Below are 15,860 nucleotides of genomic sequence, written 5' to 3'. Positions count from 1 at the left end.
CGAATGTTACTTCACTTAGATTTTTAATAAAAATCTTAAAATTTAGTTTGTTGTCTCAACTAATGAGAACAACATCCTACACGTTTGGTTCGTCTTACTTTGTTCAGTTTTCAAAGGTCTACGTTGTGTCGTTGTCGCCTTAGCAACTTAATCATAATATCATGATTAGTTGATGTCGTCAACTACTTTCCGAAAAAGTTTTTTATGTTTTTTCGTTTGTGCTACATGTCGTAACAACGTTTATTAATATAACATGTTGTATTAACAATTACAAGCGTTGATTAAAAATAACTTATAGTTATTTTTAATCAAAATAGAGGTACACCAGAAATATTAAATCTTGCTAAAACATCCCTCATAACTTTCGGGCTTTCCCAAGAAAAGTCATCTTGAATAGTTTCTGCATGTGATTCATACTTTTCTGACATTTCAAAAACAAATAATGGCATTTTTTTATCGTCAATTGTTATATTAGTTAGTTCCACTAAATCAATCAAATTAACATCAAGTAATGCGTTTAATTTCAACTCTTGCAAAATAGTCGCTAAACTTGTTATTTCTCCATTCATTTCAGTTGTTACAAAATCAAATGTTTGACTTTCTTTCTTAACTAAAAATTTTTTATTACCGTCCTCAGTATTTAAAATCACTGTTCCTGCAACTAATTGGCAACTCAAAATATCCACCTCTATTTTCAAATAAGATTCAGTATTCTAAAAGTATGATAGCACATTTTCAAGAAAATAACACAATTATTTTCCAGTTAGTTCTTTCATATTTTCATTGATCCAGTTAGGAAGCATCTCTGCGATACTTTGAAATCCTATTTTCTTACGTTTATTTGTAAAATATTTTTTATACTTCGCTTGATTTTGGCTAGCGTAAGGCTCCAGAGCTCTCATTGATAAACTGATTTTTTTTGAATAGTCATCAATATCAATAATTTTGACTTTAATTTTATCTCCAGTAGTTAAAACATCACCTATATTCTTTATAAACCCATGTTTCACTTCAGATATATGTATTAATCCTTGGGTATTTTTATCTAAAGAAACAAATGCACCATACGTTTGTACGCCTGTTACTGTTCCTTCTAGTTCCATGCCAATCTTATATTCCATATCAAGTACCACCTTTCGTTCAATTAATTCGCGTATCCTATTATACGTTATATTATTTAAAAGTGAAATAAAAAAGAAACGTCTTAAATTTAAGACGTTCCTTTTTTTAAACTTCTTCCATAGCTAACAATAAGCAACCTGTAATGCCTGCATTATCACCTAATGCACACGGCACGATATATTCTTCAAGTTCGGGCGTCGCAACATATCCATTTACTTGATTTTTATACGACTCTCTCATTAGAGGAAATAGTTGTTCTTGCTTCATTACACCTCCACCAAAAATAATCATCTCTGGTGATAAAACTAATGTGTAATTCATTATAGCTTGTGCTAAGTAATACGCTTCAATTTCCCAAGCTTTATGTGTCGGCTCTAATTCATGCCCTTTAACACCATAACGTTTTTCTAAAGAAGGGCCTGCAGCCACTCCTTCTAAACAATCTTTATGGAAAGGACATGTTCCTTCATATGTATCCTCCGGGTGACGTTTAACACTAATATGACCAACCTCTGGGTGACCGTATCCATTGATAATTTTACCATCTATCACAACTCCACCGCCGATACCTGTCCCAACTGTTAAATAAAGGCAGCTTTCTTTTCCTACAGCCGCTCCTTTTTTTAATTCGCCGTAAGCAGCTGCATTAACGTCTGTCGTCCAAGCAACCGGGATATCATAACGTTCTTTAAGTGCTCCTAAGAAATTATAGTTAGTCCAACCTTTTTTGGTGTTGTCGTAACATAACCGTATGTTTTAGATTTTTTATTGACATCAATCGGACCAAACGATCCTACACCAATCGATACAACATCATGTTTATCAAAGAAAGCAAATACTTCTGCCATTGTTTCTTCCGGCACTGTCGTCGGAATACTCACTCTTTCAAGAATAGTTAACTCTTTATCACTGACCGCACAAACAAATTTCGTACCACCTGCTTCGATTGCTCCAAATAACATAGAAATCCTACTTAACACATTTAAAGTTTAGATTTTTTTATTCTGTTACTTCTACTGACTCAATAACAACATCGTATAATGGTTTGTCTTGAGGGCCACGTTGAACGCCAGCGATATCATCAACTACTGACATCCCTTCCATAATGTGACCGAAAACTGTATGACGGTGATCTAAATGAGGCGTACCACCTTTTGCATATTCATTGATAATTTCTTCTGGGAATCCAGCATCTTTCATTTGACCTAACATATTTTTAGGCATGTTTTGGTTTTGAACGATAAAGAATTGGCTACCATTTGTATTAGGACCAGCGTTGGCCATTGATAACGCACCACGTAAGTTGAAGACGTCTCTTGAAAATTCATCTTCAAAACTTGACCCATAAATACTTTCGCCACCCATACCTGTTCCTGTTGGATCGCCACCTTGGATCATGAAATCAGGTATAACACGGTGGAAGATAACACCATCGTAGTATCCTTGTTTTACTAAACCGACAAAGTTTGCTACTGTTTTAGGTGCGATTTCGTCAAAAAGTTTGAACGTCATATCACCTCTGTTAGTTTTTAATGTCACAACAGTACCTTTTGTGTTTTCTAAATCTAATTGTGGAAATGTCATAATCTCTATACCTCCTAGTTTTTTATACTCATCCATCATACCGAATTTAATCCTTTTTTTCTATCACTTTCTCTTAGTAAATCAAATTTGTGTTGTAATTCCTATAATTATTTTATACTGATTACTAGTAACACACATGTTCTATATGAATGGAGGAATAATTATGTCTCAACATGAGATTTTTGATATAACGATTATAGGTGGTGGCCCCGCTGGACTTTATGCCGCTTTTTACGCTGGAATGAGGCAAGCCAAAACTAAAGTAATCGAGAGTTTACCTGAATTAGGTGGACAACTTAATTTGCTTTATCCAGATAAGGAAATTTACGATATCCCAGGATATCCTACTATTAAAGCAAAAGATTTAATTGCAAATCTTACCAAACAGATGTCACCTTTTGATCATACCATTTGCTTAAATGAGGAAGTTACCGAATTACACCCTCAAGCAGATGGTACGTTGAAACTCATTTCAGAAAAAGGAGAGCATTACACAAAAAGTGTCATCATCACTGCAGGGAATGGGGCATTTCAACCACGTAAGTTACAATTGGATTACCCTACTTCTTTAGAAGAAAACTCAATTCATTACTTCATCCCTAATGCAGAAGCATTTAAAGGAAAAGACATCGTCCTTTGCGGCGGTGGAGATTCTGCTGTCGATTGGGCCTTAATGCTAGAACCTATTGCAAAATCGGTAACTCTAGTCCATCGTCGTCCCACATTTAGAGCTCATGAACATAGCTTAAAGCAACTTGAAGAGTCTGGTGTTATCATCAAAACACCTTATGTTATTAGCCATTGTGCTACACAAGATAATCTCTCGATTGATTCTGTTACCATTACTAATCCAAGAACTACTGAAGAAGAAACACTATTATCTGATCACCTTATTGTTAGCTATGGTTTTGTTTCTCACTTAGGTGGTATGAACGACTGGAACCTTGAGCTTGCTCGCCAATCAATAAAAGTCAATAGTGATATGTCGACTAACATCCCAGGTGTTTACGCGGCTGGAGATATTTGCTCTTATGACGGTAAAGTTAAATTAATCGCTACAGGATTCGGCGAAGCCCCAACAGCCGTTAACAATGCGCTACATTATATCGAACCTACTATTCGTACCCAACCTGCTCATAGTACCAGCGTTTTTGCTGATGGCAAATTAACTCCTTAATAGTTTTTTTCTTGCAATGAACGTGTAAAACACGTACTATTACTATGAAAAACGTAGGTTAGAAAGAAGGTCTTGGAAATGAGTGTAGATAAAAATTTATTAGAACAAACATCATTAGATTTATTAGAACAGCGTGGCGTTACCATCTCTGATATTGGAGAATTGGTTCTCTTTTTACAAAAAGATTATGTTCCTGGTTTAACATTAGAAGACTGTAACGAAAATGTTCGTGCTGTTTTAAAAAAACGTGAAGTCCAAAATACAATTGTGACAGGAATTCAACTGGATATCTTAGCCGAAGAAGGAAAACTACTTAGCCCTCTGCAAGAAATTTTAAGTGAAGACAAGGGCTTATATGGTATCGATGAAATCATGGCACTTTCTATTGTAAATGTTTACGGCTCTATTGGGTTTACTAATTATGGTTACATCGACAAAGTAAAACCTGGCATTTTAGAAAAACTAAACATCCATGATGGCAAAGTAGTTCATACGTTCTTAGATGATATCGTTGGCGCTATCGCAGCGGCAGCGGCAAGTCGTATCGCCCATGCTGTCGAGGATGATAAATAGCCCACAAACAAAAAAACAGACTCAAATGAGTCTGTTTTTTATTTACGATTAAATTGACGACGCCCTACTATAATTCCGATAATAAAGATAACTTCAAGCAGTGCAAAACCTAAAGCAAAACAGTGCATAAAGTACTCTTGTGGCAAGACGTTAATAATAGGGTCTGTTCGCGGATCAAATAACCAGGCATCATTATCAAAGAACAACTGATGAAACCCAACAAAAAACTGGTCAAATCCTACTAACATGAAAAATCCCATTATAACAGGTACCATTGCGCCAACTTGAAAAGGTCTTACTAGTTGCCATAGACGAGATTCTTTAGCTAGTGCGTACAAAAAAGCTAAAGCAGGTACAACTGTTATAAGCAGCACGCCATAATTGAGCATAAATAATTTCTTTACTTCATAAAAATGAAGAGCACCTGATTCCGATACTGGAAAATCAGATAAAACTAAGGCATCTCGCCACGGTAAATTCAAATACCCCATCAGCTCACGATAGTTTTTTAATAAATCGGCCTTCGATAAATCAACCCAATCTAAAATCTGTAAATGAGACACTTCCCAAATATAAAGTGGATAGGCATTAATCGTCAGCGTAATAACAAATGTAATAATAAATAAGAACAAGCAAATCCAACCGATTGCTGTCGTCAGTCTTGTCTTAGTCATTAGATTTCCCACTCATCCAAACTATCTACTATATGAGTTGGTGCAACCGGCAAAGTCGACACCTCTTCTTTTTGAGTAAAGCCTGTTAGAACAAGTAAACTATCAATTCCGTTATTAATACCTGACTTGATATCTGTTTCATAATTATCGCCCACCATCACAACCTCTTCTTTTGTTAAACCCATACGAGTTAATGAAGCATTCATAATTACCGCTTCTGGTTTCCCCATAATAACAGGTTTTACACGTGTCGCCGTTTCAAGTAAGGCTAATAAACTCCCAGCTCCAGGCATTAACCCTCGTTCTGTTGGAATGTTTTTATCTGGATTAGTCCCAATAAAATGTGCTCCTTTTTGAATAGCTAAAGTCGCTGTTGCTAATTTATCATACGTCAACTCGCTATCAAGCCCAACTACCACATAATCAGGATATTCAGTATCGATTACATAACCCGCTTCTTCAATTGCTGAAATCAGGCCAGCTTCCCCTATGACAAAGACTTTTTTCCCTTTATCACAGGCATCCATATAATCTACAGTTGCTAATGATGCTGTGTAGATAGTTTCTTCTGGTACGACAATGCCAAATTCATTTTCTAAACGATCACGTACAACAGAGGGTTTCTTAGTCGTATTATTCGTCACAAATAGATAAGGCACTTCCTTCTCTTGAAGTCTTTCCACAAAGCGTTTGCCTGCTGGAATAGGTTCTTTTCCTAAATAAATCGTCCCATCCAAATCAATTAAGTAACCTTTATATGCTTTTGTCATACTTACACCTCTAACTTATTCACTTTTTTGTCTAATTGTAAAATTGCGTTTCTCTGAACCACTTGTCGGTTTAGTTTGCTTAGGTTGAGTTGTATCTTTCCCACCCGTTTTTTTAGCATCATAAGGACGCTTATTTTTAATTGGCGCTTTAGGCTTTCCTTTTTTATCGAAAGAATCAGCTTTCCCTCTCTTCTCTTGAATATGTGCCCCTTGTTGCTTAGGCTTATTTCGTTTGTTATTGCGTTTATTTCGATTGCTACGATTATTCTCTTGTACCGGATGTACACCTAAACGTTCTAGAATAAAGTACGCACAACCAAAGTTACAATACTCATATAAGTAATCTTGTAATGATCCTATACGCTGTTCAACAGGCATTTTTTTCTGACTGTTTGCAAAAAATCCTTTTAGACGTAATTGTTCAAATCCCATATCACCTACGATAAACTCGTAACGATTTAACACATCGCTGTATCTATCATTAAATAATTCAATATCAAAACTTTCTCGGTAATTCTTAACGAGACGATAACGGCATTCATCCACCATAATATCACCATCAGGCAACATTACTGCACGAGCTTTTTTCTCTTTAGGTTTAGGCGCATCAGTCTCTTCTACTGGAGTCACCTCTTGAGTTGTTTGTTCTAACTCTGTTTCTACATTTTTTTCAGTTTGTTCTTTTACTTTATCTGCCATTCGTTTCACCACCTATTATTTTTAATCTCTTTCATTATATCCCTTTTTTATTCTATTGAATAGTGGGTCTCTAAATACTGACCTAGTACCTGTCTCAGAAATGCTGGGAATAAAAAGTCAATTTCTCCCTTGGCCATCAATACAGGAAAGTATTTAATAAATAATAAATGGTCAACAGTCGTAAAGCTATAGTTCTTATTTGGATCTATCTCTTTTCCTAACCATAAAAATTTCCCCTCATTATTCTTCTCAATACCCGAATAAATAATTTCACCAAATACTTTTCCTCTAAAACCCATTCCAACGATAGGATGTTCTTTTAATTGAGTCCGTTGCGCCTCTATACTATTTAAAAATTCCAACAAATCTGCTCCTTCTAAGGTCACACGAACTAAATGCATAGGATGCGGTAGGCATCTATGTAGCATCAAGGCCGTCACTTCACCACTAGCTAGCTCTTCTAAAAATAAACCTGTATTAAGTAACGCTACCTCTGTGTTCGCCTCTTCTTTTATCGCTTCTAAACAAACAGATACTAACATTTCTTGACACTCATTCGGCTCAGTCAATTTAAGAGGTTCCTTTAGATTAGCTAAGCGTATCTCAGATAATTTTACTTCACCTTCTTGCCAGTACTCTTTTATTTCAGATTCATCAGACTCTATTTCAGGTAAAGCAGCTACAGGGATGGCGAATGTTTCTTTAGCTACAACTTGTTTACCTTCAATTTTTAGCCTGGTGTCGCCGATATATCTACCAAATTTTCCGGCACCTGTAATAAGCGTTTCTCCTACAACTTCACCTTTCTCTAATAAATGATGAGTGTGTGCTCCCAGTATAACTGAGATTTCTGGGTGTTTTTCCGCTATCTCACGGTCTGATGGGAGTCCCAAATGAGATAGTAAAATGATCACATCCACTTGCGGAGTTAATTCAGCTAGTAAAGATGGTAAACTTTCTTCAATCTCTAGAATGTCCCAACCGCTAGGATTATACGTTAATGGATAAGGAGCAGTTAGCCCTATGAAGCCTAATCTAGTGCCTTCCTTACTTTTAATAATGTCATAACGTTTAGCCCAGTGTGGCTGTTTACCTGTTTTTATATCTCTTACATTTCCCAAAATAACAGTAAATTCAGCTTTATCATACAATCTGTTTAAATCCTTTTGACTGTTTCCAATCCCTTCGTTGTTCCCTATTGTTACTAAGTCATAGTTCGCTTGATTCATTAATAACGTGTTAGCTTGTCCATCTGTCGCTTCTGTTAACGGATGAACACGGTCTGAAAAATCACCTAAATCGATACTTATCGTTGTTAACCCTTCAATTTCAGACTTTTCTTGTTGTTGATTAAAATAACGCCTTATCTTAGGCCAATTTTCAAAATGCGAATGTAAGTCATTCGTATTAATCAGTCTTATTTCTTCCATTTAACACAACTTCTTTCTTAACATTTCTACTCCCCTACTATCTTACCCTAAAAGAAAAAGACTCTCCATTATTTAGGAAAGTCTTGTAATAGTTACTTCAAATAAAGTTGGCGTAGTGTTGTAACAACTGAAGGCTCTACACCTAAACCGTTATAGACATACTCTTCTAACGAGCCATAATTTTCAGCAATCGCTTTACGAGCCACTTCTAAATAAGATAAATCAACAGTCATCATCACTAAGATTTCTGATAATTGTTCTTCTGTCATCCCTTTAGCTTTTAACTCTGTCACAATTTGAGCATTTGCTTCACGTCTTTGCTCATTTGTTTTTAAATAATCACGTTTAATCTCTTCTTCAGACACACCTAACAATCCTAAAATTAGTGCAGCCCCTATACCTGTTCTATCTTTCCCTGCAAAACAGTGGAAAATAACAGGCTCATCATCTTTTACGATAGTCTCTAAAAATTCTTTATAACCATGACGACCAGATTCTGTGGTTACAATATCATAATAAATTTTTTCCATTTGTTCTTTAGACGATTGTGTCACCTCAACCAAATCGTCAAAACTAGATGTATTCCCTTTTGAATCACGCATGATATCTATATTAAGATAAGAAACACCTGGTAATGTATCATCTGGGCGCTCTACTACTTCTTGCTCACCTCTAAAATCAATAATCGTTTTAATCCCATATGTTTCTGTAAATTCTTTCTTATCTTCTTCAGAGAGGTTTACAATCTCACCGCTTCTAAATAATTTACCTGTGACAACTTCTTTGCCATCTTGTGTTTTAATACCACCAATATCTCTAAAATTAACTAATGTTTTCATTGTATCACCCTCTACTTTCGTTCACTTTAACTATAAATCAACTAGTCTGACTTTCATAACATTTGGATTTAATGATAAATCCTCAATCAAGTCCGCGTAGTTTTTCCCACGAGGTAACTCGATAGTGTAAACATTTGTGTAAATCTTACGACCATCTTCTGAGTTTTCCACATCAAAGTTAACATCTCTTACCTTGATTTCATTAAAAGTAAAATATTCTGAGATAAATTCTTTCGCCTCTAGTCGGTGAATGTACTTAATTTCAAGCTTTTTCATCGGAACGACGACTAAAATTTTATTCAGTAATGATAAGGTAATTTGAATTGTAATAAAACCTGCAATTGCTATGGGATATAAACCAAGCCCTGCGGCAATCCCTAAACAAGCAACCGCCCAAAGAGAGGCTGCTGTTGTTAGACCCAAAACTGAACGTTTCGTCACAATTATCGTCCCAGCACCTAAAAATCCAATCCCACTGACCACTTGTGCTACCAAACGAGCTGGATCTACTTTAATCAAACTCATCAAATCTGGATTTTCTATTGCAAATTGAATCGAATTGGCCGATATTTGTTCTTGTATTAAAGCAATTAGTGTTGCCCCGACACAAACTAAAATATGTGTGCGCATACCCGCTGGTCGATTTTTAAATTCTCTATCAAATCCAATGGCTCCCGCCATAGCTATCGCTAGTAACAAACGCTGAATGATTTCGATTGGCTCCATCTCACCACTCCCCTTCACTACTTTTTGTTACTTTTATTTTATCATGCCTTTTTTAATACACCTAGTAATTCGATGTTTACCCGTAAAATTGACGAAAGCCACCCAATGTACCCCTGGGTGGCTTTCTAACTAAAAATAAATATTTATAAGGTTTTGTTCCGTAAACTAGTTGAATTAAACAGCTCTATTGTTTCTCATTTAAACGACACAACCCCTACCATCTGTTGCATCCTTGCAGCCCTCTAGCTGCGCCAGTGTGAATAAACTTCCTAAAAATCAATTGCGTTAATGCTTCATACTTATTTTTAATACATACGTATTGTAACACACTTTCACTCGTTTACAAAATCGGTCGCTAGTCTGAGGTTCTAACTATACCGATTCAAACTATTTTTTTGCTTGCATCTCACTCTATTCATTGCTACTATCATCTTACTGAAAACAAATGAGGTGGGAACATGTATACCCAATTAAAAAATGATATTATACAGGCCAGTAAAGATATTGGTATTGATAAAATAGGATTTGCATCAGCTGAACCTTTTACACATTTAAAAGAAAGTTTAGAAGAACAAAAAGCAGCTGGACACACAACTGGATTTGAACACCCTAACATAGAGGAACGCCTTAACCCTGATTTAATCTTCGACAAACCCCGTTCGATTATTTCAATTGCCCTTGCTTATCCAACAAAACTTACAAAGAAGCCAACATCAGTTCTAGGCGAACGTCGAGGTAGTTTTGCTCGCGCCTCATGGGGGATGGACTATCACGATATCCTAAAAGATCGTCTAACTAAACTCATCCAAACCATTCAAGAAAAAGCAGAAGATACCGATGAAATCACCTTCAAACCAATGGTTGATACAGGGGAATTAATTGATGTAGCTGTAGCTCAACGTGCTGGCTTAGGCTTTATCGGAAAAAATGGTTTACTCATCACCGAAGAATTCGGTTCATATGTTTACTTAGGAGAAATCATTACGAATATTCCCTTTGAACCTGACACACCCATCGAATCAAAATGTGGGGACTGTACAAAATGCATCGACCTTTGTCCAACAACAGCTTTACTCGGCGATGGAAGAATGAACGGTAAAAAATGCCTCTCTTATCAAACTCAAACTAAAGACATGATGCCTTTAGAGTATCGTTCTAAAATCAGAACCATTATATATGGCTGTGATATTTGCCAACAAGTTTGTCCATATAATAAAGGGAAAGATTTTCACTTACACGATGAGATGGAACCCGATCCAGATGTTGTTAATCCATTACTTGTCCCTCTTTTGACTATATCCAATCGAGAATTCAAAGAAACTTACGGGCCACTTGCTGGCTCTTGGCGTGGCAAGAAACCTATTCAACGAAATGCTATTATCGCACTAGCAAATGCACGTCAAAAATCAGCCCTACCTCACCTTCTAGAACTTATTGAAAAAGACCCACGACCCGTAATAAGGGGAACTGCGGTCTGGGCTGCTGGAGAATTAGCACCTAAAGACCCTAGCGAATTAATTGCATTTTTAACAAGACTTCAAGAAAACGAAACCGAACAAGAGGTTTTAACCGAATTAAATGACGTCTTAGAAAAACTAAATAAATAGTAAAAAAAAGCCAGAGCATATGCTCTGGCTTTTACACTATCAACATCACACCATTCACTACATTAATAACAATGACAAGCACTACAACGGCAATAAATATTTTTGAGACTTTTTCTTCTGATACCTTTCCACTAAAGTATCCACCTAGATAGCCTCCAATAATTGCGGCTGGAATAATAGCCACTAGTAGTGACAAATCAAAAATACTGTAGCCCGTAGTCGTTCCAATTTCTACTAATTTAGCCAATTGAGAAAAGAATATCGTTACAATAGAATAAATCGTCGCTTCCTTCATGGTTAGGCTAAAACAAAAAATTAGTAGCGAGACATTTATAGGTCCGCCTCCTATTCCCAATAATGTGGAAAAACCACCTAGAAATAGCCCAATTGCAAAGTAAGCAACTAAATGTGTGAGCTTATATGTCCTTGTACTCTTTAAAGTATAGACTAGTACTAAAATAAGAGATAACACGGTTAAAACGATTTGCAGTAGCTGGACCTGTTTCTGGTCACCAAAATACGTTAATAAGGATGTAAATAATTTATTTCCTAAAACACCCCCAAAAACAGAACCAATCGAAATAGCAATTGCCTTCGGCCACTCAATTTTAAAGCCATTTTTTAGTTGTTTATACGTTGAAGCTATCGACATCGTAAAGACAGCCACACATGAATAAAATGTGATCGCAGCCAGTGGATGAAATGCAAAAGCATCCATTACAGGCTTGATAATAACCCCACCGCCCATTCCAGAAATAGCACCTACAGTATTAGCTAATACAATAATTAAAAAATAAATAATATAAACAGACATACGGTCACCTCTTATCTTTAGGGTTTATTCTAATAACTCAGTATCATAAATTGTGTAGTCACAACGGTAAATAAATAAGTAGTGATTATCAATCATAATCCCTGTACTTTTTGGCACGTCTGTTTGATAAATCGATACTTTATTTCCTGCATATGTTGCTAAAGGGTATCCTAGCTGACTTCTGATTAATACGACTTTCTTCTTACCAGTAAATGAATTTTTAAATTCATCTACCATTTTATTTACAATTGGAACTGAGCGGTCCATATTTTTCAAATCATGTTTTTGTGCATAATCAACAAAGACATCATCTAGTCCTTTTTCTGCTACAATCATCGATGACCCTACATGATGCAATTCATGACGCCCAACACTAACACGTAAAACTGATGAATCGGCACTTTCTTCATCGGAATCAAATTCGCGGTCACGCTCGATCATCACCGATTTACCAGAAATTTTATCTATAATCTGACTATCATCATCAAATGTTCGGATGGTCATATCTAAGCCTTTAAAACTTTGCTCGAAATCTTTCCACCACATTCTAACGTTCTGACACCCACTTAATGTCACGACTGACACAGCCATTATTAACAACCCTAGTGTTATTTTTTTATTCCTTCTCATATGCTCATCTCCTCCATTTGATTTCTTACTTATAGTTTACCTTCTTTTATTTAATATGAGAAATAATATCCTTTTCCGCTTGACCTTCACCTAACGTCACCCTTTATACTAACTATAGAAAGGTTGTGGCGCCAGTGACTTTCACAATTAAACAATTAGCAACTTTAGGAGACGTAACTCCACGTACGCTTAGACATTACGATGAGTTAGACCTTCTAACTCCTGCTTTTATCAATGACTCCGGTTACCGAATTTATACACAAAAAGAAGTCGACCGCTTGCAAACTATTTTATTTTACCGCGAATTAGATTTTTCATTGGAACAAATAAAAGATATACTCGCACAGGATATCAACCAAGTAATACTACTCGAACAACAACGACTAGCACTTGTCGAAAAACGCAATCGATTAACCAATCTTATTGCGACACTTGACCAAACAATTGCTTCAGAAAAAGGAGACTTACTTATGACAAACGAAGAAAAATTTCAACACTTTAAAGACTCACGTTTACAAGAAAATGAAAGGACTTATGGTGAAGAAATCCGTCAAAAATATGGGAATGAAGCTGTAGAAAAAGCAAATTCTATTTTTAAAAATCGGACGCAAGATGAGTATGACGAATGGATGGCACTTGAACAAAACTTACTTGAGAAATTAGCTCATCATTTGGAATTGTCTATTCCCTCTGAAGAAAGCTACTGTATCTACACGCTTCACAAAAAGTGGCTAACTCTAAGTTGGGGAGATTATTCTAAAGCCAAACACCATGGACTTGCTCAAATGTACCTTATAACACCTGAGTTTACTGATTATTATGACTCGCGCTGCGGAACAGGAGCAACGCAGTTTCTAGTAGAGACTATTACTTTCTATACACAGAATTAAACACTATTTTTTGTCAGATGCTTCTTAATTGAGTATACTTAGAGAGAACTTATATTGAGAGGAGTTTTATCATGATTGAAATTAAATCATTTGTTACCTCTGGTGCGCCAGAAGAAAACTGTTATTTTATTTATAACGACGACTCTATGCTTATCGTCGACCCTGGAAATGATGCGGATAAAATCCAAGCTATCGTGTCTGAATTAGGACGTAAACCTGTAGCTATTTTATTAACGCATACCCATTACGACCACATTGGAGCTGTTGAGGACATTCGCAAAGCTTATTCTATTCCTGTTTATGTTAGCCCATTAGAACAAGCGTGGCTAAGCGACCCTATGCTTAATTTATCAGGAATGTTGCGTCATAATGATATGCCCGATCTTATCTTGACTCCTGCTGAGCATGAGTTTGAGATGAAAGAATACACACTAGGTGGCATGACATTTAAAGTCGTCCCAACACCAGGTCACTCTATTGGAAGTGTCAGCTTCATCTTCCCAGAATCTGAATTCGTGGTAACAGGAGACGCTCTATTTGCTGGAAGTATCGGTCGTTCTGACTTACACACAGGTAATATGGACCAACTGTTAACAAGTATCCGTACTCACCTATTCACATTACCTGATCACTATAAAGCTTATCCAGGACACGGTCCATCTACAACAATCGGTCATGAAAAAGTGACAAATCCATTTTTTAATTAAATAAAAAACGTTCTCTTATGAAAGAGAACGTTTTTTTGTTGTTGCATAATAGTAATACCCATAAGCACAAACTAAGAAACAAATCACAATAAAGATAGAAACATAAACTGGGTTTGATACAATTCCACCTACCACAATAATCGCACTGCCTAAAATACCTAGAACTGGAGCGATTAATCCTTTAAACGTACTCTTAATCTCACCACTTAGTTTCATCTTAATAATTTTTACATATAAAATCGGATAGCAAATGTAACTGAAGACAATCGCAATTTCACTAATATCGCCACCAGCCATAATTCCCATTTTCTGAGTTAAATAATGAATAAACATCCAGAAAAGAGCACAACCTAATGACAATCTAAATGAACGGGGTGTCATTGTTTTTAATTTGTTAGTTCCTAAAATTTTATCTGCGTTTGGCATCATTTTTTTACTTGCAAGAGCATGAGGCATTCTTAAATTCCCCATTGCTAATCCATTTGTCACACCTAATACAGAAATAACAACAAATAAGGTAATAATCGTTCCACCATGAGCACCAAATAATAATTGACCAATGCTATAAATAGCTTGATCTCCTACTGCTAATACAAACTCAGGTCCAAGGATACCGGTTAGCCCAATAAAGTAAGATAAGTACACGACTAATACAATTAGCGGCCCAATTGTTAAGGCTAATGGCATTGTCTTTTTAGGATTCTTCACTTCGTTAGTAATACTTGTCGCAACTGACCAGCCATCATAAGAAAAAGCCACTGGCGCAAGTGCTGCAAGCCACCCCATTCCAACATTTGTCAGTGGTACTTTTGTCATTGTTTCAGGAATTGCTGGTGCATCTTTAGTCCAGAATAACCCGATTAACGCAATCCCAATTAAAGGTACTAACTTAACATATGTTGAAATAATTTGAAAATACCCACCTAAGCGGTTTGATAAATAATTTAAAAAATAAAAGAAGAGCAAATACCCTAATCCTATTAAAATTTGTAGTTCTAAACTTCCTTCAATTCCTAATACCATTAGGGTATAGATACCTGCTGCCCATGCTACGACAACATTAATTGTTGGAAAATATAATAACATCTGGAACCATCCAAAAGCACTGGCCATTTCAGTTGAAATAAACTCTTCAAAGTAACCAACTACACCACCGCTTTTTTCAGTTCTCACTGATAGCTCCGTTAAACTTATGCTTCCAAAAATAATACTAAAGGCTCCAATACACAATACTAGAACTCCTAGTGCAACACTGCCACCCGTAAATCGGAGGATGTCGTCTCCTTTAAAGAAAATACCCGACCCAATACAAATTCCGACAATCATTGTAATCGCGGTCATCAAACCAAATTGTTGCTCTTTTTTTTCCATGCGCATCATCCTTTTGTCAAAAATATAGTGGCAAAACTTATAATGATTGATTATAGCATATTTTTTCTGAAAATAATTCTCTTTTTTTAATGATTTTTTAATGTAAATAAGTGTTTTAATTCAAAAGTTAACTGCCTACTATCCCACTATTCTTTTAGAAACTATTAAGTTACTAAAATGTTATTGGTTTTTATGACATTAATCGGTATACTAATTGAGGTATATTATAAATATTGAATCGGAAGGA

The 15,860-nt window shown here is 35.9% G+C and carries 17 protein-coding genes and 1 pseudogene; 5 read left to right on the top strand and 13 right to left on the bottom strand.

The annotated features are described in order from the left end of the window. Positions 1–308 precede the first annotated feature (308 nt). The 4 genes and pseudogenes from CBF31_RS09975 to CBF31_RS09960 form a co-directional block, all read right to left on the bottom strand. The gene (locus CBF31_RS09975) at positions 309–677 is read right to left on the bottom strand and encodes a hypothetical protein (protein WP_126832620.1); all 369 of its coding nucleotides are present in this window, start codon (positions 675–677) and stop codon (positions 309–311) included. 75 nt (positions 678–752) lie between these two features. Continuing rightward, entirely contained in the window at positions 753–1,121 is a 369-nt protein-coding gene (locus CBF31_RS09970; protein ID WP_126832618.1) for a CvfD/Ygs/GSP13 family RNA-binding post-transcriptional regulator, read from the bottom strand. Positions 1,122–1,227: 106 nt separating this feature from the next. Further along, positions 1,228–2,090, bottom strand: a pseudogene (locus CBF31_RS09965) (ROK family protein). Between the two features lie 31 nt (positions 2,091–2,121). After that, a complete protein-coding gene (locus CBF31_RS09960; protein ID WP_126832616.1) occupies positions 2,122–2,706 on the bottom strand; it encodes a peptidylprolyl isomerase in 585 nt (194 codons plus the stop codon). Between the two features lie 160 nt (positions 2,707–2,866). Here CBF31_RS09960 and CBF31_RS09955 point away from each other — a divergent pair, with 160 nt between their 5' ends. Continuing rightward, positions 2,867–3,883, top strand: a complete 1,017-nt coding sequence (locus CBF31_RS09955; RefSeq protein WP_126832631.1) for an NAD(P)/FAD-dependent oxidoreductase — start codon at positions 2,867–2,869, stop codon at positions 3,881–3,883. A 78-nt stretch (positions 3,884–3,961) separates the two neighbouring features. Then, the gene (locus CBF31_RS09950) at positions 3,962–4,456 is read left to right on the top strand and encodes a phosphatidylglycerophosphatase A family protein (RefSeq protein WP_126832614.1); all 495 of its coding nucleotides are present in this window, start codon (positions 3,962–3,964) and stop codon (positions 4,454–4,456) included. Between the two features lie 38 nt (positions 4,457–4,494). On the opposite strand, the gene CBF31_RS09945 is transcribed toward CBF31_RS09950, so the two are convergent. The 6 genes from CBF31_RS09945 to CBF31_RS09920 all read right to left on the bottom strand — a co-directional run bounded on the left by CBF31_RS09945 (position 4,495) and on the right by CBF31_RS09920 (position 9,594). After that, entirely contained in the window at positions 4,495–5,130 is a 636-nt protein-coding gene (locus CBF31_RS09945) for a TIGR01906 family membrane protein (RefSeq protein WP_126832612.1), read from the bottom strand. Continuing rightward, positions 5,130–5,900: a TIGR01457 family HAD-type hydrolase gene (locus CBF31_RS09940; protein ID WP_126832610.1), complete on the bottom strand. Its 771-nt coding sequence runs from the start codon at positions 5,898–5,900 to the stop codon at positions 5,130–5,132. The genes CBF31_RS09945 and CBF31_RS09940 overlap by 1 nt, the downstream gene beginning before the upstream one ends. A 15-nt stretch (positions 5,901–5,915) precedes the next feature. Next, positions 5,916–6,599, bottom strand: coding sequence for a YutD family protein (locus tag CBF31_RS09935; RefSeq protein WP_126832608.1), 684 nt, complete (start codon positions 6,597–6,599; stop codon positions 5,916–5,918). A gap of 47 nt (positions 6,600–6,646) precedes the next feature. Then, entirely contained in the window at positions 6,647–8,029 is a 1,383-nt protein-coding gene (locus CBF31_RS09930; RefSeq protein ID WP_126832606.1) for a bifunctional metallophosphatase/5'-nucleotidase, read from the bottom strand. A gap of 92 nt (positions 8,030–8,121) precedes the next feature. After that, positions 8,122–8,868 (bottom strand): tyrosine-protein phosphatase, encoded by a 747-nt coding sequence (locus CBF31_RS09925; RefSeq protein ID WP_126832604.1) that lies wholly within the window; start codon positions 8,866–8,868, stop codon positions 8,122–8,124. A gap of 30 nt (positions 8,869–8,898) precedes the next feature. After that, entirely contained in the window at positions 8,899–9,594 is a 696-nt protein-coding gene (locus tag CBF31_RS09920) for an MgtC/SapB family protein (protein WP_126832602.1), read from the bottom strand. A 458-nt stretch (positions 9,595–10,052) separates the two neighbouring features. Here CBF31_RS09920 and queG point away from each other — a divergent pair, with 458 nt between their 5' ends. Beyond that, entirely contained in the window at positions 10,053–11,201 is a 1,149-nt protein-coding gene (queG, locus tag CBF31_RS09915) for a tRNA epoxyqueuosine(34) reductase QueG (protein WP_126832600.1), read from the top strand. Positions 11,202–11,232: 31 nt separating this feature from the next. Here the strand turns inward: queG and CBF31_RS09910 are convergent, their stop codons facing one another. Then, positions 11,233–12,015: a sulfite exporter TauE/SafE family protein gene (locus CBF31_RS09910; protein WP_126832597.1), complete on the bottom strand. Its 783-nt coding sequence runs from the start codon at positions 12,013–12,015 to the stop codon at positions 11,233–11,235. Positions 12,016–12,039: 24 nt separating this feature from the next. Beyond that, a complete protein-coding gene (locus CBF31_RS09905) occupies positions 12,040–12,645 on the bottom strand; it encodes a DUF5052 family protein (protein WP_126832595.1) in 606 nt (201 codons plus the stop codon). A gap of 134 nt (positions 12,646–12,779) precedes the next feature. Here CBF31_RS09905 and CBF31_RS09900 point away from each other — a divergent pair, with 134 nt between their 5' ends. Further along, positions 12,780–13,535, top strand: coding sequence for a MerR family transcriptional regulator (locus tag CBF31_RS09900; protein WP_126832593.1), 756 nt, complete (start codon positions 12,780–12,782; stop codon positions 13,533–13,535). 71 nt (positions 13,536–13,606) lie between these two features. Beyond that, a complete protein-coding gene (locus CBF31_RS09895) occupies positions 13,607–14,242 on the top strand; it encodes an MBL fold metallo-hydrolase (RefSeq protein ID WP_126832591.1) in 636 nt (211 codons plus the stop codon). 15 nt (positions 14,243–14,257) lie between these two features. Here the strand turns inward: CBF31_RS09895 and CBF31_RS09890 are convergent, their stop codons facing one another. Then, positions 14,258–15,613 (bottom strand): APC family permease, encoded by a 1,356-nt coding sequence (locus CBF31_RS09890; protein ID WP_170167944.1) that lies wholly within the window; start codon positions 15,611–15,613, stop codon positions 14,258–14,260. Positions 15,614–15,860: the final 247 nt, after the last annotated feature.

Source organism: Vagococcus fessus (assembly GCF_003987565.1).
GTDB classification, from domain to species: Bacteria; Bacillota; Bacilli; order Lactobacillales; family Vagococcaceae; genus Vagococcus_D; species Vagococcus_D fessus.
This window is presented reverse-complemented; position numbering and strand designations above follow the sequence as displayed.

Excerpts from the sequence above, each read along its gene's own strand:
- CBF31_RS09970 (WP_126832618.1), bottom strand. The coding sequence starts at position 1,121 with ATGGAATATAAGATTGGCATGGAACTAGAAGGAACAGTAACAGGCGTA.
- CBF31_RS09960 (WP_126832616.1), bottom strand. The coding sequence starts at position 2,706 with ATGACATTTCCACAATTAGATTTAGAAAACACAAAAGGTACTGTTGTG.
- CBF31_RS09950 (WP_126832614.1), top strand. The coding sequence starts at position 3,962 with ATGAGTGTAGATAAAAATTTATTAGAACAAACATCATTAGATTTATTA.
- CBF31_RS09945 (WP_126832612.1), bottom strand. The coding sequence starts at position 5,130 with ATGACTAAGACAAGACTGACGACAGCAATCGGTTGGATTTGCTTGTTC.
- CBF31_RS09940 (WP_126832610.1), bottom strand. The coding sequence starts at position 5,900 with ATGACAAAAGCATATAAAGGTTACTTAATTGATTTGGATGGGACGATT.
- CBF31_RS09935 (WP_126832608.1), bottom strand. The coding sequence starts at position 6,599 with ATGGCAGATAAAGTAAAAGAACAAACTGAAAAAAATGTAGAAACAGAG.
- CBF31_RS09930 (WP_126832606.1), bottom strand. The coding sequence starts at position 8,029 with ATGGAAGAAATAAGACTGATTAATACGAATGACTTACATTCGCATTTT.
- CBF31_RS09925 (WP_126832604.1), bottom strand. The coding sequence starts at position 8,868 with ATGAAAACATTAGTTAATTTTAGAGATATTGGTGGTATTAAAACACAA.
- CBF31_RS09920 (WP_126832602.1), bottom strand. The coding sequence starts at position 9,594 with ATGGAGCCAATCGAAATCATTCAGCGTTTGTTACTAGCGATAGCTATG.
- queG (WP_126832600.1), top strand. The coding sequence starts at position 10,053 with ATGTATACCCAATTAAAAAATGATATTATACAGGCCAGTAAAGATATT.
- CBF31_RS09910 (WP_126832597.1), bottom strand. The coding sequence starts at position 12,015 with ATGTCTGTTTATATTATTTATTTTTTAATTATTGTATTAGCTAATACT.
- CBF31_RS09905 (WP_126832595.1), bottom strand. The coding sequence starts at position 12,645 with ATGAGAAGGAATAAAAAAATAACACTAGGGTTGTTAATAATGGCTGTG.
- CBF31_RS09895 (WP_126832591.1), top strand. The coding sequence starts at position 13,607 with ATGATTGAAATTAAATCATTTGTTACCTCTGGTGCGCCAGAAGAAAAC.
- CBF31_RS09890 (WP_170167944.1), bottom strand. The coding sequence starts at position 15,613 with ATGGAAAAAAAAGAGCAACAATTTGGTTTGATGACCGCGATTACAATG.